Annotated in this window: 17 protein-coding genes and 1 pseudogene; 11 read left to right on the top strand and 7 right to left on the bottom strand. The window is 42.7% G+C overall.

Going from position 1 to position 22147, the window contains the following annotated elements:
- Positions 1-90: 90 nt before the first annotated feature.
- The 8 genes and pseudogenes from PL9214_RS02635 to PL9214_RS02605 form a co-directional block, all read left to right on the top strand.
- Positions 91-3201: pseudogene (locus PL9214_RS02635) on the top strand (putative Ig domain-containing protein); the annotation flags it as partial.
- 179 nt (positions 3202-3380) lie between these two features.
- Positions 3381-4058 (top strand): calcium-binding protein, encoded by a 678-nt coding sequence (locus PL9214_RS02630; protein WP_186440283.1) that lies wholly within the window; start codon positions 3381-3383, stop codon positions 4056-4058.
- A 91-nt stretch (positions 4059-4149) separates the two neighbouring features.
- Positions 4150-5325 (top strand): FG-GAP-like repeat-containing protein, encoded by a 1176-nt coding sequence (locus tag PL9214_RS02625; RefSeq protein WP_072717282.1) that lies wholly within the window; start codon positions 4150-4152, stop codon positions 5323-5325.
- Positions 5288-6346, top strand: a complete 1059-nt coding sequence (locus PL9214_RS33180) for an FG-GAP-like repeat-containing protein (protein ID WP_439331522.1) — start codon at positions 5288-5290, stop codon at positions 6344-6346. Before PL9214_RS02625 ends, PL9214_RS33180 begins: the two co-directional genes overlap by 38 nt.
- Positions 6343-6501, top strand: a complete 159-nt coding sequence (locus PL9214_RS31080; RefSeq protein ID WP_186440282.1) for a hypothetical protein — start codon at positions 6343-6345, stop codon at positions 6499-6501. The genes PL9214_RS33180 and PL9214_RS31080 overlap by 4 nt, the downstream gene beginning before the upstream one ends.
- Before the next feature lie 154 nt (positions 6502-6655).
- Positions 6656-8254 carry a 2,3-bisphosphoglycerate-independent phosphoglycerate mutase gene (gene gpmI / locus PL9214_RS02615; RefSeq protein ID WP_072717280.1) on the top strand — a complete coding sequence of 533 codons (1599 nt, stop codon included), beginning with the start codon at positions 6656-6658 and terminating at the stop codon, positions 8252-8254.
- 78 nt (positions 8255-8332) lie between these two features.
- Positions 8333-8560, top strand: coding sequence for a preprotein translocase subunit SecG (secG, locus tag PL9214_RS02610; RefSeq protein WP_072717279.1), 228 nt, complete (start codon positions 8333-8335; stop codon positions 8558-8560).
- 96 nt (positions 8561-8656) lie between these two features.
- Entirely contained in the window at positions 8657-9403 is a 747-nt protein-coding gene (locus PL9214_RS02605; RefSeq protein WP_072717278.1) for a matrixin family metalloprotease, read from the top strand.
- Between the two features lie 559 nt (positions 9404-9962).
- Here PL9214_RS02605 and PL9214_RS02600 read toward each other — a convergent pair.
- Positions 9963-11642 (bottom strand): DUF2079 domain-containing protein, encoded by a 1680-nt coding sequence (locus PL9214_RS02600; protein ID WP_072717277.1) that lies wholly within the window; start codon positions 11640-11642, stop codon positions 9963-9965.
- A 253-nt stretch (positions 11643-11895) separates the two neighbouring features.
- On the opposite strand from PL9214_RS02600, the gene PL9214_RS02595 reads away from it, so the two are divergent.
- Positions 11896-13044: a histidine kinase gene (locus PL9214_RS02595; protein ID WP_072717276.1), complete on the top strand. Its 1149-nt coding sequence runs from the start codon at positions 11896-11898 to the stop codon at positions 13042-13044.
- 8 nt (positions 13045-13052) lie between these two features.
- Here the strand turns inward: PL9214_RS02595 and vapC are convergent, their stop codons facing one another.
- From vapC to PL9214_RS02565, 6 genes are all read right to left on the bottom strand, one after another.
- A complete protein-coding gene (gene vapC, locus PL9214_RS02590; RefSeq protein ID WP_072717275.1) occupies positions 13053-13454 on the bottom strand; it encodes a type II toxin-antitoxin system tRNA(fMet)-specific endonuclease VapC in 402 nt (133 codons plus the stop codon).
- Positions 13451-13690, bottom strand: coding sequence for a hypothetical protein (locus PL9214_RS02585; protein ID WP_072717274.1), 240 nt, complete (start codon positions 13688-13690; stop codon positions 13451-13453). Before PL9214_RS02585 ends, vapC begins: the two co-directional genes overlap by 4 nt.
- A 28-nt stretch (positions 13691-13718) precedes the next feature.
- Complete coding sequence (gene mutY, locus PL9214_RS02580; RefSeq protein WP_072717273.1) at positions 13719-14798, bottom strand: A/G-specific adenine glycosylase; 1080 nt, start codon at positions 14796-14798, stop codon at positions 13719-13721.
- 65 nt (positions 14799-14863) lie between these two features.
- The gene (locus PL9214_RS02575; protein ID WP_072717272.1) at positions 14864-15205 is read right to left on the bottom strand and encodes a DUF760 domain-containing protein; all 342 of its coding nucleotides are present in this window, start codon (positions 15203-15205) and stop codon (positions 14864-14866) included.
- A gap of 166 nt (positions 15206-15371) precedes the next feature.
- On the bottom strand, positions 15372-16331 hold the full coding sequence (locus PL9214_RS02570; protein WP_072717271.1) for an RNA polymerase sigma factor, RpoD/SigA family: 960 nt from the start codon (positions 16329-16331) through the stop codon (positions 15372-15374).
- 506 nt (positions 16332-16837) lie between these two features.
- Positions 16838-17860 carry an ABC transporter ATP-binding protein gene (locus PL9214_RS02565; protein ID WP_072717270.1) on the bottom strand — a complete coding sequence of 341 codons (1023 nt, stop codon included), beginning with the start codon at positions 17858-17860 and terminating at the stop codon, positions 16838-16840.
- 662 nt (positions 17861-18522) lie between these two features.
- On the opposite strand from PL9214_RS02565, the gene PL9214_RS02560 reads away from it, so the two are divergent.
- Positions 18523-19968, top strand: coding sequence for a family 2B encapsulin nanocompartment shell protein (locus PL9214_RS02560; RefSeq protein WP_072717269.1), 1446 nt, complete (start codon positions 18523-18525; stop codon positions 19966-19968).
- Complete coding sequence (locus PL9214_RS02555; RefSeq protein ID WP_083579857.1) at positions 19943-21829, top strand: cysteine desulfurase; 1887 nt, start codon at positions 19943-19945, stop codon at positions 21827-21829. Before PL9214_RS02560 ends, PL9214_RS02555 begins: the two co-directional genes overlap by 26 nt.
- The last annotated feature ends 318 nt before the right edge of the window (positions 21830-22147 follow it).

The raw sequence follows: 22147 nt of genomic DNA, 5'->3' as shown, positions 1-22147 counted from the left end.
CCGGTTGACACCACCAACGAAGATACAGAAGTCGAACTCACCTTTGCTGACCTTGTTGCCCAAGGAAATGAAGCGGACAGTGATGGCACGGTGGATGCCTTTGTTGTGAAAGCCGTCAGTAGTGGGACGTTAAAAATTGGCAACGATGCAGCCAGCGCCACAGCTTGGGTTGCAGGAAGTAATGATACGATAGATGCCACGAAAAAAGCTTATTGGACACCGGATGCTAACGTTAACGGCACGGTCAACGCTTTGCAAGTGGTAGCTAAAGATAACGATGGTTTAGAGTCCGCTACCCCAGTTACCGCCCAAGTTACGATCACGGCCGTTAACGATGCTGCGCCTGTATTAGATAATACTAACTTTACCTATACCCTCACCACGNCAACGGTAACACCAACACCGGAACCTACACCAACACCAACGGTAACGCCCACACCGGAACCTACACCGATACCAACACCGGAGCCCACACCGGAACCTACACCGATACCAACACCGGAGCCCACACCCAACCCCACTCATGATATTTATGAGCCTAGTAATTTCATTAAAACCCTTGATTTTCCTGCTTTAAAACCTAACACAACCTCCCCATCCCAGGTTTCCACTAATGGCAATGAGGAGATCTTAGGTACAGCCGAATCTGATCAAATCTTTGGTTTAGAAGGTAACGNAACGGGAACTTTTACCGGAACACCGACTAACAGTGATGTCGGGAATATTGCTATCAAAGTGACAGCTAAAGATAGCAGTAATGCTACTGTTGAAGATAGTTTCCAACTGACAGTTAATAACGTTAACGATGCTCCAACTGCGACTCCTATCACGGCTCAAACCGCAACAGAAGATAGCAGTTTCAGTCTCAATATTGTTAATAAATTTAGCGATATTGATGCAGGAGATAGTTTAACCTATAGCGCCACCTTAGCCGATGATAAACCTTTACCCAGTTGGTTAACTTTCGACAACACAACGGGAACCTTTACCGGAACACCGACTAACAGCGATGTCGGAAATCTTGACATTAAAGTTATCGCAACCGATAGCAGTAATGCCACCGTTGAAAATAGTTTCCAACTCACCGTTAATAACGTTAACGACGCTCCGACTACGACTGCTATTGGCAACCAAACCGTTAACGAAGATAGCAATTTCAATCTCAATATTGTTAATAATTTCAGCGATATTGATGCAGGAGATAGTTTAACCTATAGCGCCACCTTAGCCGATGGTAAACCTTTACCCAGTTGGTTAACTTTCGACAGCACAACGGGAACTTTTACCGGAACACCGACTAACAGTGATGTCGGGAATATTGCTATCAAAGTGACAGCTAAAGATAGTAGTAATGCCACCGTTGAAAATAGTTTCCAACTCACCGTTAATAACGTTAACCACGCTCCAACGGCAACTCCTATCACGGCTCAAACCGCAACAGAAGATAGCAGTTTCAGTCTCAATATTGTTAATAAATTTAGCGATATTGATGGAGACATCCTAACCTATAGTGCTGCCTTAGCCGATGGTAAACCCTTACCCAGTTGGTTAACTTTCGACAGCAAAACGGGAACTTTTACCGGAACACCGACTAACAGTGATGTCGGGAATATTGCTATCAAAGTGACAGCTAAAGATAGCAGTAATGCCACCGTTGAAAATAGTTTCCAACTCACCGTTAATAACGTTAACGACGCTCCAACTGCAACTCCTATCACGGCTCAAACCGCAACAGAAGATAGCAGTTTCAGTCTCAATATTGTTAATAATTTTAGCGATATTGATGGAGACATCCTAACCTATAGTGCTGCCTTAGCCGATGGTAAACCCTTACCCAGTTGGTTAACTTTCGACAGCAAAACGGGAACTTTTACCGGAACACCGACTAACAGTGATGTCGGGAATATTGCTATCAAAGTGACAGCTAAAGATAGCAGTAATGCCACAGTTGAAAATAGTTTCCAACTCACCGTTAATAACGTTAATGATGCTCCGACTACGACTGCTATTGGCAACCAAACCGTTAACGAAGATAGCAATTTCAATCTCAATATTGTTAATAATTTTAGCGATATTGATGCAGGAGATAGTTTAACCTATAGCGCCACCTTAGCCGATGGTAAACCTTTACCCAGTTGGTTAACTTTCGACAGCACAACGGGAACTTTTACCGGAACACCGACTAACAGTGATGTCGGAAATCTTGACATTAAAGTTATCGCAACCGATAGTAGTAATGCAACGGTTGAAAATAGTTTCCAACTAACAGTTAATAACGTTAATGATGCTCCGACTGCAACTCCTATTACTAATCAAACTGCAACAGAAGATAGCAGTTTCAGTCTCAATATTGTTAATAAATTTAGCGATATTGATGCAGGAGATAGTTTAACCTATACCGCCACCTTAGCCGATGGTAAAGCCTTACCCAGTTGGTTAACTTTCGACAGCACAACGGGAACTTTTACCGGAACACCGACTAACAGTGATGTCGGAAATCTTGACATTAAAGTTATCGCAACCGATAGTAGTAATGCAACGGTTGAAAATAGTTTCCAACTCACCGTTAATAACGTTAATGATGCTCCGACTGCAACTCCTATCGGCAACCAAACCGTTAACGAAGATAGCAATTTCAGTCTCAATATTGTTAATAAATTTAGCGATATTGATGCAGGAGATAGTTTAACCTATAGCGCCACCTTAGCCGATGGTAAAGCCTTACCCAGTTGGTTAACGTTTAATAGCACAACGGGAACCNACCGCATCAGCCAAATCTATAGTAACAACGGCAGTGGCGGTTTTAGCGAAAACACCAACATCTCCCTCACCGGTGTTTCCTATAGTTCCGTCACCACAGCCGACTTTGACTCTGATGGGGACACCGACATCCTGCTCACGGGCTCCGATAGTTCAGGAAACCCCATCAGCAAAATCTATACCAACAACGGCAGTGGCGGTTTTAGCGAAAACACCAACGTCTCCCTCAATGGTGTTTTCCGTAGTTCCGTCACCACAGCCGACTTTGACTCTGATGGTGACACCGACATTCTGCTCACGGGCTACGATAGTTTTAATAACCCCATCAGCCAAATCTATAGCAACAACGGCAGTGGTGGTTTTAGCGAAAACACCAACGTCTCCCTCACCCGTGTTTACAAGGGTTCCGTCACCACCGCCGACTTTGACTCTGATGGGGACACCGACATCCTGCTCACGGGCCAGGATAGTTCATGGAAACCCATCAGCCAAATCTATAGCAACAACGGCAGTGGCGNGGTAATCAAGGTGAGGACTTTATTGATGCTGGTAAAGGCAATGATACCGTCTTGGGTGGCAAAGACAACGACCAAATCGACGGCAGCGATGATGATGATGACTTGTTTGGCAACCTGGGTAACGATACCATTGCTGGAAATATTGGCAATGACTCGATTAATGGTAACGAAGGAGATGACCTAATTGATGGTGGCGATGGCAAGGATCAACTCTTTGGAGGTGAGAATAATGACTCAATTAAAGGTGGTAACGAAACTGATCTGATTTTTGGCAACCTGGGAACTGACCTAATAGAAGGAAACGACGGTGACGATAGCCTCTTTGGTAACGAACAGCGCGATACAATCTCCGGTAACTCCGGGGATGACCTGATTTACGGAGGCGAGGACAACGACCTCCTAGACGGGAACGAGGGCAATGATGCACTCTGGGGCGATGACGGTGATGATACCCTTGATGGTGGCCAAGACAACGATATTCTCACCGGAGGCAAAGGTAACGATATCTTGGTGGGGGCCTCCGGTGCTGATACCCTGACTGGAGGCGAAGGCAGTGACCGCTTTGTTCTGGTTTCAGGATTTGGCCCCGATACCATTACTGACTTTACTTCTGGGGTGGATATTATCGTCCTTGATGGCGGTCTCACCTTTGAACAACTGACTCTAACCCTTGTCAATGGTTCAACTCAAATTCAGGTCAATAATCAAATTCTCGCCACCCTGAATAACGTTGATCCTAACTTGTTGACTGTCACCAACTTTACCACTTCTATCTTCTAACAAAGTAGAGACAGACTAAGCAGGTCTTAGTCTCTCTACGGTTTTCTTCAGCAAGCCCTACTTCACTACCCCATTAAAGAGGATTAAAAAAATGACTTCTAGTTTTAACTTTAAAGAAAACACCAATGTCTCCCTCACCGGTGTTTACAGAAGTTCCGTCACCACAGCCGACTTTGACTCTGATGGTGACACCGACATTCTGCTCACGGGCTACGATAGTTTTAATAACCCCATCAGCCAAATCTATAGCAACAACGGCAGTGGCGGTTTTAGCGAAAACACCAACATCTCCCTCCCCAGTGTTTTCCATAGTTCCGTGACCACCGCCGACTTTGACAATGATGGGGACACCGACATCCTGCTCACGGGCTTCGATGGTTCTGACCGCATCAGTAAAATCTATAGCAACAACGGCAGTGGCGGTTTTAGCGAAAACACCAACATCTCCCTCACTGGTGTTTACGATAGTTCCGTCACCACGGCTGACTTTGACTCTGATGGCTACACCGATATCCTGCTCACGGGCTACGATAGTTCAGGAAACCCCATCAGCAAAATCTATAATGATTTTCTTTCTATATCCGATGTAGACACCAACCCCACCATCACCGAAGCCATTGCGATTACAGCCGCCGACAATAACGGTACTTGGCAATATTCCACTGACAACGGCACAACCTGGACAAACTTCCCCGCCGTCAGCGACAGTAACGCCCTATTATTAGATGCAGGTAACAAAGTCCGCTTCCAGCCCACTGCCAACTACAACGGTACTATTACCACTGCCCTCACCTTCCGCGCCTGGGATAAGTCCACAGGTACAGTCGGAGGTACAGCCGACACCACCAGTAACGGCGGTACAACGGCCTTTAGCGTCAACACTGCCAACGCCTCCATTACGGTTACGGCCGTTAACGACGCTCCAACTGCGACTGCTATCGGCAACCAAACCGTTAACGAAGATAGCAATTTCAATCTCAATATTGTTAATAACTTTAACGATATTGATGCAGGAGATAGTTTAACCTATAGCGCCACCTTAGCCGATGGTAAACCTTTACCCAGTTGGTTAACTTTCGACAGCACAACGGGAACTTTTACCGGAACACCCACGAATAGTGATGTCGGAAATCTTGACATTAAAGTTATCGCAACCGATAGTAATAATGCCACCGTTGAAAATAGCTTCCAACTGACGGTTAATAACGTTAACGACGCGCCTGTATTAGATAATACCAACTTCACCTATACCCTCACCACCNGGTAATCAAGGTGAGGACTTTATTGATGCTGGTAAAGGCAATGATACCGTCTTGGGTGGCAAAGACAACGACCAAATCGACGGCGGCGATGATGATGATGACTTGTTTGGCAACCTGGGTAACGATACCATTGTTGGAAATACTGGCAATGACTCGATTAATGGGAATGAAGGAGATGACCTGATTGATGGTGGTGATGACAAAGATGAACTGTTCGGAGGTCAGAATAATGACTTTGTTAAAGGCGGTAATCAAGATGATATCATCTTCGGCAACCAAGGAACAGACCGACTTGAAGGAAACGACGGTGACGATACCCTCTTTGGTAACGGAGATAGTGATACAATCTCTGGTAACTCCGGTCAAGATCTGATCTACGGTGGTGCCNCACCGGTGTTCGCTATAGTTCCGTCACTACCGCCGACTTTGACAAAGATGGGTACACCGACATCCTGCTCACGGGCAAAGATGGTTTTGATAACCCCATCAGCAAAATCTATAGTAACAACGGCAGTGGCGGTTTTAGCGAAAACACCAACGTCTCCCTCACGGGTGTTTTATATAGTTCCGTCACCACGGCCGACTTTGACAANCCTCACCACGATTAACGAAGATGATAACAATTCTAGTGGGGATGTTATCAAAGATATAATTCCATCTGGAAGTATTAAAGAAAACACCAATATCTCCCTCACGGGTGTTGCCGGGAGTTCCGTCACCACCGCCGACTTTGACAATGATGGGTACACCGACATCCTGCTCACGGGCCGGGATAGTTCAGGAAACCGCATCAGCAAAATCTATAGCAACAACGGCAGTGGCGGTTTTAGCCTCAACACTAACGTCTCCCTCACTGGTGTTGACTTGAGTTCCGTCACCACAGCCGACTTCGACAAAGATGGGGACACCGACATCCTGCTCACAGGCAAAGATAGTNGACTGGAGGCGAAGGCAGTGACCGCTTTGTTCTGGTTTCAGGATTTGGCCCCGATACCATTACTGACTTTACTTCTGGGGTGGACATGATTGTCCTTGATAATGGTCTCACCTTTGAACAACTGACTCTAACCCTGGTCAATGGTTCGACTCAAATTCAGGTCAATAATCAAATTCTGGCAACTCTTAATAACGTTGATCCTAACTTGTTGACCTTTGATAACTTTACGACTTCTATTTTCTAAGAAATCTCAAAGTTATTCTCAATCATTTTTTAAAAGAGAGATTAAGCCCTGCTTAGTCTCTCTACGGTTTTCTTCACCATCTCCACTCTTCTACTAACTCACGATGGTATGATAGATGGGAAAATTACCACAACAAACGAAAAGGTAACTTGGCATGGCACCAAAGTCTGTATCTCCCGTTGTACTGATCATTTTAGACGGATGGGGTTATCGTGAACAAACCGACGGAAATGCCATAGCCGTTGCAAATACTCCTGTGATGGATAGTCTATGGACAGCTTATCCGAGAACCTTAATTCGCACCTCTGGGAAGGCGGTGGGTTTACCCCAGGGTCAAATGGGAAATTCAGAAGTCGGTCATTTGAATATTGGTGCGGGGCGGGTTGTTCCTCAAGAGTTAGTCAGAATTTCCGATGCGGTTGAAGATGGCACCATTCAAAATAACCCCGCATTGTTACAAGTTTGTCAAGATGTTTTAGAGAGAAATAGTAAATTACACTTGATCGGTTTGTGTTCCGATGGCGGTGTTCACTCCCATATCGACCATTTAATCGGACTTTTACACTTAGCCAAAGCCAAAAATATTAGAGATGTTTGCATTCATGCCATCATGGATGGTCGCGATACCAATCCTAAAGATGGGATTAAATATATTAAGCAGCTTCAAGAACAAATTGATGCCATTGGGATGGGTCGCATTGTGACGATTAGTGGCCGTTATTATGCAATGGATCGAGATAAACGCTGGGATCGAGTTAAACAAGCTTATGATATTATGACCTTTGATGGGGAAGGCAATGGATTATCGGCTGGTGATCTAATGTTATCGTCCTACGCTGAAGGCATTAACGATGAGTTTGTGGTTCCTTCTCGCATCGCACCAGGGGCGGTAGAAGCCGGTGATGGGGTAATTTTCTTTAATTTCCGTCCTGACCGAGCTAGAGAATTAACTCAAGCCTTTGTTGACCCCAATTTTTCTGGATTTGAACGTTCTTATATTGAACCCCTCAGCTTTGTCACGTTTACCCAATATGACCCTCATTTCCCCGTATTAGTCGCCTTTGAACCTCAAAATCTCAATAATATTCTCGGACAAGTTATCGCTGAACACGGTTTACAACAATTGCGAACCGCAGAAACGGAAAAATATGCTCATGTCACCTATTTTTTTAATGGCGGTTTAGAAGAACCTTTTCCTGGGGAAGACCGAGAATTAATTCCTAGTCCCTCCGTTGCTACTTATGATTTACAACCGGAAATGTCGGCGGCTGAAGTCACGGATGTGGCGATTGAAGGAATTGAAAAGGGAATTTACTCGCTCATTGTAATTAATTATGCTAACCCTGATATGGTCGGACATACGGGAATGATCGATGCGACGGTAAAAGCCATTGAAACTGTTGATCACTGTTTAGGGTTATTGTTAGAAAGTATTAGTAAAGCCGGAGGAACAGCGATTATTATTGCTGATCATGGTAACGCTGAATATATGTCCGATGCTGAGGGAAATCCTTGGACAGCCCACACAACAAACCCGGTTCCCTTTATCCTAATAGAAGGGGAAAAACGCAAAATACCGGGTTATGGAACTGATGTTCCCTTACGGACAGATGGCTGTTTAGCGGATATCGCCCCCACGATTTTGCAGATTTTGGGAATTCCCCAACCCCCGGAAATGACAGGTCGTTCTATGATTGAATCGGCAGCCTATGATGTTCGAGAAAATCGAACTCCAATACGGATGCGACTGTAACCCAATTCTTGAAAAAATAGTTTAAACTTAAGGGTTTGACGGTTTAATTTTTTTCGTTCAAATTATCAACTTCTTACCATGATTACTCAAGTCTTACAAGCCATTTGGTCTTTATCTGCTCTCGGAATTATTATTTTAGTTCTACTTCACAGTCCTAAAGGAGATGGAATTGGGGGTATTGGTGGACAAGCTCAACTCTTTACTAGCGCTAAAAGTGCTGAAACTACCTTAAATCGCATTACTTGGATGTTAGCCATTATTTTTATGGGAATTACTGTTATTTTAAGTGCAGGTTGGATTAAATAATCAGTTATCAGTTATCAGTTATCAGTTATCAGTTATCAGTTATCAGTTATCAGTCAAGACTTTGGAGTCAATTAAACTAATGTTATAGCAACGGACATGGCTATTAGGACAAAATATAAGCGTGTCATTTCCCCGAAATGGAGAATCTATGCCCTAAGCGGAATAGCGACTGCTATAATAATAGGCTTGATTATTTTAATTAGCCAAATATCAACCCTTGGGACTGACGATAAAATTCCGTTTAAACCTCATCCATTACCAGAACTTTTAGCAAATTGGAACGATTTAAGTAATAAAGGGGATTATTTTGATCAAATTGAATCTACGACTGTTGGTTATTTAGTGTTTTCAAAATTTCCCCTTAAAGTTTATATTGAGAATCCTGATTCTAATCTTCAGTGGAAAGAAACGGTTTCATCTGCTATTTTAAAATGGAATAATTATTTACCTTTAAGTCTTGTCGAACAACCGCAAGATGCGGATATTGAAATTATTAGAAAAAATCCGCCCCTAGACCCTCAGAAAAAACGAGCAAGTTCCGCAGAAACTCGGTATCAAGTTTCCGTTAACTATACTCCTGAAGGGTTTCCCTATTTATCCCATCACTTCACAATTTGGTTAAGTCCGACCCAAACCGGACAATATATTGAAGCCGCCGTCCTTCATGAATTTGGTCATGCGTTAGGAATTTGGGGTCATAGTCCTGAAAAAACAGACGTGATGTATTTTTCCCAAGTTCGAGAACCTCCGCCAATTTCTGTTAGAGATATTAATACTTTAAAACGAATTTATCAACAACCCACTCGTTTAGGATGGCCGGTATTAATTCCTCCCAAGACTTAAGGCCTGGTACAGAATGACCAGACCTTAGCGTTTAGAATGTAAACTAAGTTGACTCAAGCAGATTTCAGGTAAGTTAGATAAAAAAATCAAGATACTCAACTAACGTGGACAAGACATTGCAACGATTCCAATCAGGAGTATTGTACTAGCAAAGTCGATACAGACCTTTTTTATGACATTGACCCCGAAGCAAACTAAATCGTTATCGTTTTAGAGCCTCAAGCGAGTCACAGACCCTCTACAACGTCAACTTGTTTTGGTAGTTCACATTGCCTCTGACGGCGTTGCAATTGGATTAAAGCACGACGGACACAAGCTTTTAATCCGATGGGGTTGTTCTCAATATTCGTGTTATTGAGTTGTGCCCTATGACTATTAACATAACATAAGTTTCTGGGTTGCCAACCCTAATTTACTAAATTTGACACTCTTTAATATTCCGTAATAATTCATCAAACCTTAGACCCCGATCTCAACAGATGACTATCAATGTTTGCATGGACTGTTGTTCTATGCTTTCCTACTAAAATTGTAGCCTACATTTCAGGATGTAATATAATCAATGGCTAGAAGCTAGAAACGAGGTGTAGTTTTTAACAGCTTCCGGTTTAGAGGGAACACCTTTTTTCATCAAAATGACTCCATCTCTAAAATCAATAATGCCGTATTCTTTGTTATTCGTTAACTGTTCAATCCGTTGAGTAATTTCATTGAAGGAATTGCGATCGCCTGAAAATGCTACACCATATTTTTGTAACTGCCATAAATCCGCTAAAATATATTCAACAGAAATCACCTCTCCCGCATCATTTCTTAACTGATATAACGGAAATCTTAATATTTCTCGGCGACTGGATAAATGGGGTACAATATAAGTGGTTGTGGCGACACTGGCATCAGGAGGAATTTCCGCTAATAAAGGTCTAAATTGAGCAACGTGCGACCATTGAGTGGTTACGGGAATATAAACCCAAGGATCAATAGAATCGGGAATAATAAAATAAAGGGTACGATTGGGGTTAGAGGTGAAACTAAAGAATAAGGATAACCCAATACAAAATAGCCAAAATCGACGGAATTTGACTGACGGTAAAGTAACTTTAGATTCAGAAATTTCTCCCCCTTCCAGGTTCAGTTGCAAGTTTAATTTATCCTGTAACTGTTTTTGTCGATTTGCCCACCATAATATTGTTCCATAAAATAACCCTGGAACTACGGTTAAGGCATAACGAATCGTAATCGATAATACGGATTCTCCCTTCGCCATGAAGAGTTTTAATAAGGGAAAACCTGCTATCATCCAAGATGCAGGAGCAATGGCGGGAATAAAAGCTAGGGGCAACCATTGACCTAATAAATATTTTAACGTTCCCCAAAACGGTGTAAAAAGTTCAACGATTAATCGCCCCGGATTACTAACAATTCCCCAAAGAATTTCTAACGTTGAAGCTTCCTCTCCATCGGCATATTGACCAAACCGTTCCATCATAAACCGTTCAGAAATATCCGCCGAAAACAAAGGCATGATAAAATTAGTTAAAGCTAAAATATAACCAAAACTCAGAAAGCAAACTAAAACCCCTTGCACGGGATAACGTTTACTTAAAATTAGATAAATCCCAATCCCAAATAAATTGATAGCCGAATCCTCCCGAACCATTAAAATTAAAACGGCACACACCCAAAATAACCACCACCAGCGTTTTTCCATCGCTAGTAGCGCTGTAAACATAAATAAGGGAATTTGACAGATATCATGGAAATTACTCAACGTCGGGCCGATGACGGCATTGGCAGCATAAAAGCTGACCGTTATGAATGCGGCTAAAGGAGGTTCCAGATACTGACGCGCCAAAATGTACAACACCAACCCAGCAACAGTGATTAACGTAACCTGTAATACCGTTAGAGTGACTGGGGAGGGGAATAATACATACAGGGGTAACCACAGTAACAATGCTGGAGTAAAATGCTGTCCTAAACGATGGTAGCTAACGTTAGGAAACTCTCCCTGGTGGACAACATTAGTAGATAGTGCAGAAGACAGGGAACTTTGAAACAACCGTCCGTGACTACTATTCCAAAACACTTGATTAAAAATGCCTTGGTCATAAGAGGCATAAAAACTGAAATAACGGTGTAGAGTTAAGCCTAAACAAAGGAAAAAGAACGTGATCGCAACGCCTACGACCCATCTCAATGCTGAATTTTTCTGCCAGTTTTGCCAGCTTAGGAACATTCTGGATCAACCCAAATTTTTGCAACGGTGATCTTATCCCCCAAAAACTCAAGACCGTTGAGGGACAAAACAACAAACACCGAATAGTCTACCACTCTCTTTCAGCCTCCCAACTTACCCTATCCCAAAAAAAAATCGAATCTTAAGAAGATCTTAAATTAAACTATAAGATAAAAAGCAGTTGCCCATGTACCATCCTTCCTCTTTCACCGATAGTGACAACAGCTTACCGCTCCTGCTTCAAACCTATTTCATGCAGGCATTTCCCGAAAAACAGTCTCCGTCTCCAGAAGTGTCCTTACAACTTCTCCTGTTCGTTGATCAACGTCCTAGCTCTCAAGAGCATATTCGGCAAGTTCGTCAGTTCCTAGAGGAGTTAAATGTTCAAGATGAATTTGAGCTTCAGATTATTGATGTGGGTGAACAGCCGTATCTGGCTGAACATTTTAAACTGATTGCCACCCCCACGTTAATCAAAATTCACCCTGAACCTCGGCAGGTTTTGGCCGGAAGTAACTTAGTGACTCAACTCGAACATTGGTGGCCCCGTTGGCAACAAACGACGGAGTTATTGGAGTCGGATGAACAGTTATCTTCCCCTGTGGCTCCCGCTTATCCCCTGACAAATTCGGTAAATTCCGTTGTTTATGCGGGGGAACTGATGAAACTCAGTGATGAGACGTTTCGCCTGAAACAAGAGAAAGAACTGCTACAGCAACAATTACAGTTTAAAGATCGGATTATTGAAATTTTGGCTCATGATCTGCGAAGTCCTCTCACCGCAGCTTCTTTGGCTTTAGAAACTTTATCTTCTGATCAAATTACGGTGGCTTTGAAAGTGCGTTTAATTCAACAGGCTCGCTCTCAAATTCATATTATTGATCGGATGATTACGGATATTCTCCAAACAGCAAGCAGTCCTAATATTCGCTTACAAATTCAACCCAATCAGTTAGATTTAACGGTTTTTCTAAACCAAATTTTAACGGAATTAGACTCGCAGTTCCAATCTAAATCTCTGAATCTCAAAACAGATATCCCCCATGATACGCCCTGTGTTTATGCAGATCAAGAACGGATTCGACAAGTGGTGGTTAATTTATTAGATAATGCGATTAAATATACCCCCAGAGGGGGAAGTTTACAAGTTAGTGTTTTACACCGCACCAGTCAAAAAGTGCAGGTGAGTATTTGTGATAGTGGGCCAGGAATTCCTGAAGAAAATCGCGATCGCATTTTTCAAGAACATTTTCGTTTAGCACGGGATGAAGCTCAAGAGGGGTATGGTATTGGTTTATCTCTTTGTAAACGAATTATTGTCGCCCATTATGGCAATATTTGGGTTGATTCTAGCTTTACAAAAGGCAGTTGTTTTCACTTTACCTTACCTGTATATCATTAAGCTGTCTATCATTCTACCCAGTTTTCAATCTTTAATTTGTTAATGCGACCAAACTCTTTTACATTATTTGTTACTACCGTCAGACCGCGACTGAGGGCTTGGGCAGCAATCAACAAATCGTAACTTCCGATGGGCTGTCCTCGGCTCTCTAAATCAGCCCGAATATTGCCAAAAATTCGCGCATCTTCTTGATTCAAACCCACGATCTCGAAGGGAGCACAAAATATAGCTAAAGTCTTACGGTTGCGTGAGGGATTTTGACTTTTTGCGGCACCATACTCAAGTTCCCCAAGAGTGATAATAGAAATACCGATATCAGAGGATTTAATCACTTCAAAACGCTGCTTAACTGATATAGGCTTTTGTTTGATAATATAGATACAAATATTCGTATCAAGCAGATATTTCATAAAAAAATATCCTCTCGCTGGGGGAGATTAGGTTGTTCTCGATCATCGAGAAAATCAGGTGTAAATTGAGATAAATTATTCCACCAGTTTTCGTCTAAACTTGATCTCAAGTCCGGTTGCTTCTCTAATTGTAAAAAATGACGATGCTTAATAAAAGCAATGTAATCTAAGACTTGATCGATGAGTTGATCGGGAAGATTTTCGAGTTCTTGAATCAGTTGATCTTTAGAAGTCATAGGGGTAATCATCCTAATTATTGATGACTTAAGAATTATTTTTCAAAGCTGCAATAATTTTTTCATTGGCTTTAGGAAAGGGAAATTGTTCAATTTCATCTAAAGTCACCCAGCGAATTTCATCACATTCTAAAGGTTGGGGTTCTCCACTCATATAACGACAGTGATAAACATTTAATGTGACTTTAAAATGGGTATAAGCGTGTTCAATGGTGATTAAATGATTTTTAACTTCTATTTCTATTGCTAATTCTTCTTGAATTTCTCGTTTAATACACTCTTCTAGGGTTTCTCCCGCCTCTAATTTTCCTCCTGGAAATTCCCATAACCCCCCTAATAATCCTTTAGCAGGTCGTTTATCAATTAAAATTTGTCCTTGTTGATTCCAAATAACAGCAACACCAATCATTTTATGGGGTAAAGGAGCAGAGATTTCACGCATGGGAATTTCAGATTGAAGATTTAATAAATAAGCTTGACAATGCCGTTTCCAAGGACATTCTGAACAGTTGGGTGCTTTCGGTGTACACACCATTGCGCCTAAGTCCATAATGGCTTGATTAAACTCACGGGGATGGTCAGGATCAAGCAAAATATCGGACAACTGCCATAGAGATTTTAATGATTTCGCTGGGGGTACCGATAAAGCCCTGAGCCGAGCTAAGACTCGTTTAACATTCCCGTCTAAAATAGAAACCGGAAGATTATAAGCAGCACTGAGAACTCCTCCGGCGGTGGTGCGACCAATACCCGGTAAACTCAAAGCGGCTTCTAATTGATTCGGGAAAACCCCGTCATATTGTTGCACAATTTGTTGAGCGCAGGCGTGCAAATTTCGAGCTCTGGCATAATATCCTAACCCTTGCCAAACTTTTAATACGGCTTGTAAATCCGCTTCAGCTAAATCTTTAACCGTAGGGAACGTTTCTAACCAACGTTGGTAATAGGGAATTACCGTTTTAACTTGGGTTTGCTGAAGCATGATTTCAGAAATCCAAATTTGATAGGGATCACGACTATTTCGCCACGGTAAATTCCGCCCGGTTTGAGTATACCAACTCAGAAGCGAGTGCCTTAATTGAACACTATCAAATTCCGGGAAACTCATGGTTCAGACTGCCGAATTTTTGTCGGTTTGAGCATCAAGGAATGGAAAAAAATCAAGGGTTTTCATTATTCGTCAGCAGCTTTTTCACCGACTTGAATAGATCGTTCAAATGCCATGCGTTGTTCGGCGTTGCGAAGGAAATAGCCACTGATCATCGCTGAAGCTAACAGCCGACCTAAATGTTCTCGACTGGTTGTGACTGTAATGCCAAAATGTTCCGAGGGTAAATTCCCTAATAGTCCGATAATATTTCGTTCCATCACTTGAAAAACTTCAGGAGAATTGGGTTTAGACAGTTGAGAAACCGTATCAGGACTCATAGATTGGACATATTGCCACAATAAGTTCCCAATTTCTCCTCCTTCCTCCTGAAAAAACTCCGAATTTCGATTGGATGCGTCGCTCATGCCTTTCTCTCCCTTATGCAAAAGTTGAAACGGCTCTTAATCTGATCAATTAAGAGGATTTTCAACTCCAGTGATTCTTTACTCTAATCTAGCAGGATGTAGAGACGTTTTAGATAAACATCTCTACTGCTTTAATAAGTGTCACCGCAGAGGGATCACTCGTTGTTTAACTTGCCATATAGTCGTCAATATCTTTTTTACGTTTTCGCAGTTTTGTTAAAGCTTCTCGTTCAATTTGTCGAACTCGCTCTCGACTAATATTTAGGCGATCGCCAATTTTAGCCAGGGTTAAACTTTGCCCATCTTCCAAACCAAATCGCAAGGATAGCACCTGACGCTGTTGTTCGGTGAGATCGGCCATCATCACTTCTAAATCCGTGCGTAAGGAAGATTGCAGGGCAAAATCTTCGGGAGATGCTCCCGTATCTTCTAAAAGATCCCCTAACTCCGTATCTTGGTTATCCCCCACCCGCAGATCCAGCGACAGGGGAAGACGAGCGTGTTCTAAATATTCTCGGATTTGTCGGGGAGTGATTTCCAGTTCCGCCGCGAGTTCGCCCATCGTAGCGGCTCGTCCTAATTTTTGAGCCAATTGACGTTGAGCTTTTTTGATTTTATTGAGTTTTTCCGTAATATGAATCGGGAGGCGAATGGTACGGCCTTTTTCAGCGATCGCACGGGTAATCGCTTGACGAATCCACCAATACGCATAGGTGGAAAAGCGATATCCTTTGGTGGGATCAAATTTCTCAACGCCGCGTTGCATCCCAATAGTCCCTTCTTGAATTAAGTCCAACAAGTCTACATTGCGCTTGATGTACTTTTTAGCAACGGATACTACCAGACGCAAATTGGCTTCCACCATTTTACGTTTCGCACTTTGACCTTGTTCTAGCACTCGTTCTAATTCGGCTTCTGAGAGCCCCACAGCCTCTGCCCATTCTGCTGGGCTGGGTGCTCGACCTAAACGGGTCGCTAAGTATTCCCATTCATCTTGAACGACACTCAAGCGTTGAACTTGTTTGCCGTAGAGAATTTCTTGCTCATGGGTTAGCAGGGGAACACGACCAATTTCTCGTAGATAAGCGCGTACAGAGTCTGTGTCTGAGATTTTAGCAGTTTTCATGGCTCATCTCCGGCTGGATACCTTTAACCTATAAAGGTTTGATACGTCAAGCCCCTACTCGAAGCGCGAAAGAACAGCAAGCAGGTTTTGATGCAATTCTTTCGTCTAAAGTACGGACGGTTAGCCTAGGTGTTACAACCTGGGATTTTTTCCAATGTTAAGGACTGTAACCCAAACTTGCAGTTACACACTTAACATAACTCAATTATATGTTAAGAAGTTTAACATTTCTTAAAAATAATGACTATCCCCCCTAGGGCCTAATCTGCCCAACCTCAAGGCACTACTCCTATGAGGGTAGCGTTTAAGTCCATTTTTGATTGCATCACACAGAACAAATTTCATGAAATGTTAGGGAGTAGGGAACAGGGAACAGGGAACAGGGAACAGGGAACAGGGAACAGGGAATAGGGAACAGGGAATAGGGAACAGTAGATAATACTGCTGGCTGTTTCATGTCGGTTGTAAATGATTACAATCTTGGTGCGGATGGCTATAGCTTAAATTTAATTAGAGTTGACCAAATGGCAAGCAACGTAATGGTTTGAACCTATATTTTTTAAGAGAGGTTCTTCAATGTGACATTGTTCAATAACATAAGGACAACGACTACAAAATCGGCATCCTGTTGGAGGGTTCATCGGGCTAGGAACTTCCCCGGTTAATAAAATTCGTTGTCGTTTGGCTTCTAATTCGGGATCTGGAATGGGAACGGCGGATAATAAAGCTTGGGTATAGGGGTGTAAGGGATTTTCATACAAGGAAATCCGATCTGAAATTTCTACTATTTTCCCTAAATACATCACCGCAATTCGGTCAGAAATATGACGAACTACACTTAAATCATGGGCAATAAACAGATAAGTTAATCCTAGAGTTTTCTGTAAATTTTGCATTAAATTAATGACTTGTGCTTGAATAGAAACATCCAAGGCAGCAATAGGTTCATCACAAACAATAAAATCAGGATTCATGGCTAAGGCTCTGGCAATGCCAATGCGTTGTTGTTGTCCGCCGGAAAATTCATGAGGATAACGATTCATCACATCGAAATTTAATCCGACTAATTCCAATAATTCTTTGACTCGATTTTGTGCTGTTTTTGGATTTGCTAATTGATGAATGATTAAAGGTTCACTAATAATTTTACCGACGGTCATTCGAGGGTTTAAAGAAGAATAGGGATCTTGAAAAATCATTTGCATTCGTCGGCGAAAGGGATGTAATTCTTTCTCGGTTAAACAAGTTAAATCGGTATTTTCAAAGTAAATTTTTCCATCGGACGGACGAGTGAGTTGTAAAATTAGTCGTCCGGTTGTACTTTTTCCACACCCCGACTCCCCGACTAAACTTAAGGTTTCTCCCCGTTGAATATCAAACGTAACCCCATCAACAGCTTTAATGGCGGCAACTTGACGTTGTAGCAAAATTCCTTGCATCACGGGAAAGTATTTTTGTAAGTTTTCAACCCGAATTAAGAAAGTATTTTTTTGCTCAGATTTGAGCTTCTCTTCAGAATTGATTATCATATTTTTATAAAGAATAAAATAATATCTAGCTATTTTAATTTTAGTCTGAATTTGACTCAACTCCCCAGTTACTATCCTATAGCTCTTCTGTAACTCTAAGCCGAGGCAAATTTGAAATGCGTCTCATACCCTTTCTCTAATTTATCGGATTTATTGAGCTTCATCACTTAAAATTTGAGTAAGCAGGTGCAATTTATTCAGGGGAACCCTCTATCCTTACTTTTAAACGAGAGAGAGTTGGGTTTGTATCTCTAACCCTTAAGAAATCCTTGAGAAATTTGCTCTTGATGACGAATTATAGTAGGGATATTGACCCCTTAAAAACTATCATAATCCGCTAGGGATGAAGTAAAAGGCGACCCAAAATAGAGGTTAGACCCAGTTAAATCGTCGATTTTTAAGGCCTAAAAAGCCTATACTGTGGCTGTTCGCAGCCCTAGATACAATTGTAACTTTTTTTAATATATTTGTGTCAATAAAAGCTCTGAATGGTTAGATTTTTATTAATAGATAATTGTGATTATCAATTCTGATTATTTGCTATAAGCTGTTAGTTGTCAGAAAAAATAAAGAAGAAGCTTCTAAACGAAGAAACGCCTAAAAACATTACGTGATAGGTAAAGCTTTGGAAACTTTTTCTATTCAAAAAAGAGTGAATTCGTATGGTAACAATCAACAGAAATGAAACTCGTCAACGGCAAAGCATCGATACAAAAGCCGCTCGCAATCTAGCCATCACCACCAACACCGTGCCTCAAATGGCCGGAATTACCCCTCGGTGGCTATTACATTTTCTGCCTTGGGTACAGGTACAATCGGGTACTTATCGTGTAAACCGTACAAAAGTTGTTCTCAAACCCAGTCCTAAAGTTCGGGTTAATAATAATAACGGACATTCCAGTATTTCCCCTGAAGAATTACGCACCATTCCGATGTTATCCGTCCTTGACCCATCGGATGCAGCAGCGATCGCCAATCGTTTCCAAAGTGAATCCTTCAATATTGGCGAAACCATTATCCAACAAGGTCAACCGGGGGAAAAATTCTACATCGTTGTTGAAGGAAAATTAGAAGTTTCCACCTCCGGCGATGAAGGAGAAAATCTGCGAGTGGCGGTGCTCGGAAGCGGAGACTACTTTGGGGCGGTGGGTTTAGCTCCAGAAGTAATCAGTCATTCCACAATTCGTACCCTCACCCCTTGCCGCTTACTGGCGCTTTCCAAACCCTGCTTTGACGAAGTTCTGAGTCAGTCTCCAGATATTCGATTAAGTTTACAAAAGGCGATTGAAGAACAAAGTCGGTTAAAATCCGTTGTTAATGTTTATGGCGAAGAAAAAATCCCGGTGATCTCTGATTATCAAGGAGAAATTGAACTTCCCGCCTCCTATATTGACTATGAAATTGAACCGCGAGAATATGATCTCAGCCTAGCCCAGAATATCCTGCGGGTTCATACCCATGTCACCGACATTTATAATGAACCCATTGATCAACTCCGCGAACAAATTCGCCTCACCGTCGAAAACTTAAAAGAACGTCAAGAATGGGAAATCATTAATAACCCTAACTTTGGCTTACTCAACTCGATTTCACCCTTAATGCGGGTTCAACCTCGCTATGATGTCCCGACTCCCGATGACCTGGATGAACTGTTAACCCGGGTTTGGAAAAAACCCGCCTTCTTCTTAGCTCATCCCCGTGCGATCGCAGCCTTTGGGCGGGAATGCACTCGTCGGGGTGTGCCACCTGTGAGCATTAATATATTTGGAGCACCCTTCATCACTTGGCGCGGTGTGCCATTAGTTCCCTGCGATAAATTGGAAATCAAAGGCTACAATGGCAACCTCCAAGGCCCCGGTAAAACTAATATTCTGTTAGTGCGAGTGGGTGAAAAAGAACAAGGGGTCGTCGGTTTGCATAAAGTCGGGATTCCGGGTGAACAACTCCCCAGTTTATCCGTGCGGTTTATGGGTATTGATTCCCAATCCTTAGCGTCTTACCTGCTCACCTTATATTTCTCCTGCGCGGTCTTAACCGATGATGCGGTAGCTGTTCTGGAAAACGTCGAAGTGGGATACTACCATGACTATGAATATGCCAGAGTCTAACGGCAAAAACCTCGATTATTTGCCCGAACCCTCTGAGGGGAATCAGATATTTGACCCCCTAAGTGTGGCAACCCTGGCAAATCAGTTTTATACTGCCTTACCCGTTGAAAACAATATTGCCCCCCTGACTCCCCCTCAGTCCGCAGCGCCTACCCACCCGCCCCTACCCCAACCGGACAGCAGAGGATCAGATGTTGGTGGAGTCGTATTCCTGGGAAGTGCAGCACCCAGCCAAGTGTTAACGGAAGAAGCCTTAACCCGGATGGCGCAACAGTTTGTGGCGACGCTGTTACCGACTCAACTCGAAACCAGTTTCAAACAAGCCTTGACCCAGCCAGAACCCATCAGTCCATCCTTGGGCTCACAACCGACCGCCTTACCAGCCCCGGATGTTACTTCCGAAGCCTTCAATCCGGTTCCTAAAGAGTATTTAACTGAGATTCCTTCTTTGTTGCCCATCGCTCAACCTGATCCTGGAATTCCAACTTCTGGGAATCCAACGGCAATTGCACCGATTAGCGACTTGGATTGGAAACAGGTATTTACAGAGATTCAGGATAATCCGCTTCCAGCCCAGGAACCCTCTCAACCGTCTTTTTATTTTCTCTCTTCCCCAAAGGTAGAAAACCTGGGGTTAGAATCAGGGGAACCCTTTGATGTTCAGGCAATTCGCAAAGACTTCCCAATCTTGCACCAAAACGTCAACGGTAAACCCCTGATCTGGATGGATAACGCTGCAACCACTCAAAAGCCACAAAGCGTTATTGATAGTTTATCGCGGTTCTATCAGCGAGACAACTCCAATATTCACCGAGGAGCTCACACCCTAGCCGCAAGGGCAACGGATGCCTACGAATCCGCTAGAGAGAAGGTACAACGGTTTTTAGGAGCGAGTTCAGCCTCCGAGATTATCTTTGTGCGGGGGACAACGGAAGCGATCAATTTAGTGGCTCAAACCTACGGTCGCAAACACATTGGTGAAGGAGATGAAATTCTGCTTTCCACCCTGGAACATCACGCCAATATCGTTCCTTGGCAGATGTTAGCCCAACAAACGGGGGCTATCATTAAAGTGATTCCGGTGAGCGATCGCGGTGAGATTCTCCTTGAAGAATATGCTCAACTCCTCAGCCCTCGAACTCGTTTAGTGGGAATTACTCAAGTCTCTAACGCCTTGGGAACGGTTCTCCCCGTGCGGGAAATGACTGAAGTGGCACACCGTCATGGTGTTCCGGTGCTGGTGGATGGTGCCCAAGCGGTTTCTCATTTTCCTGTCAATGTTCAAGACATCAATTGTGATTTTTATACCCTGTCTGGTCATAAACTGTTTGCACCTACAGGTATTGGAGCATTGTATGTCAAACGGGAAATTTTAGAAGATCTTCCTCCTTGGCAAGGTGGAGGGAGTATGATTCGCAGTGTTAGTTTTGAAAAGACGGTTTACAGCGACCCCCCAGCTAAATTTGAAGCCGGAACTCCCAATATTGCGGATGCGGTAGGACTAGGAGCAGCCATTGACTATATTACTCGCCTGGGAATGCACAATATTGAGCAGTATGAACACAAGCTCACCTGTTATGCCACAAAACGCCTAGCGGAAATACCAGGTTTGCGTCAAATTGGCACTTCCCCCCATAAAGTCAGTGTGTTATCGTTTATTCTCGATGACATTCCGGTAGAACAAGTGGGTCAACGCCTTGCTCAAGAAGGTATTGCCGTTCGTGCAGGTCATCATTGTGCTCAACCGACAATGCAGCGTTATGGTTTAACGGGTACAGTTCGACCCTCTCTAGCGTTTTATAACACTTGTGCAGAAATTGACACTTTAATAGAGGTTTTACAAACTCTTAGATTTCGTTAAACCCTTGTAGGATTAGATCCCCCTTTTTTAGGGGGATTTTGAAATTTTTCCTTTTGTTAAAAACAGGATTATTTTCTCAGGACTTACGCAGCTACTCCATATATAGTGTATTAGTGCGTTAAACTTCCACTAAAACACCTTACTGATAGAGGCAGTGCGTAAGTCCTGTTTCCCTAAAAAACCCAATCAATCTTAAATACCCCCTGAGTCATTCTTCGTGTCTTTGTATCTTTGTGGCTTCTGAAAAAAATCTCTGTACATTACCTACCGAAAAACCGCTATTATGTCTAATTCCAGTTTGCTCAATACCCCTCAAAA

This window comes from Planktothrix tepida PCC 9214, from assembly GCF_900009145.1.
GTDB classification, from domain to species: Bacteria; Cyanobacteriota; Cyanobacteriia; order Cyanobacteriales; family Microcoleaceae; genus Planktothrix; species Planktothrix tepida.
The sequence above is the reverse complement of the archived record's forward strand: the minus strand, read 5'-3'. Positions and strand labels throughout refer to the sequence as shown.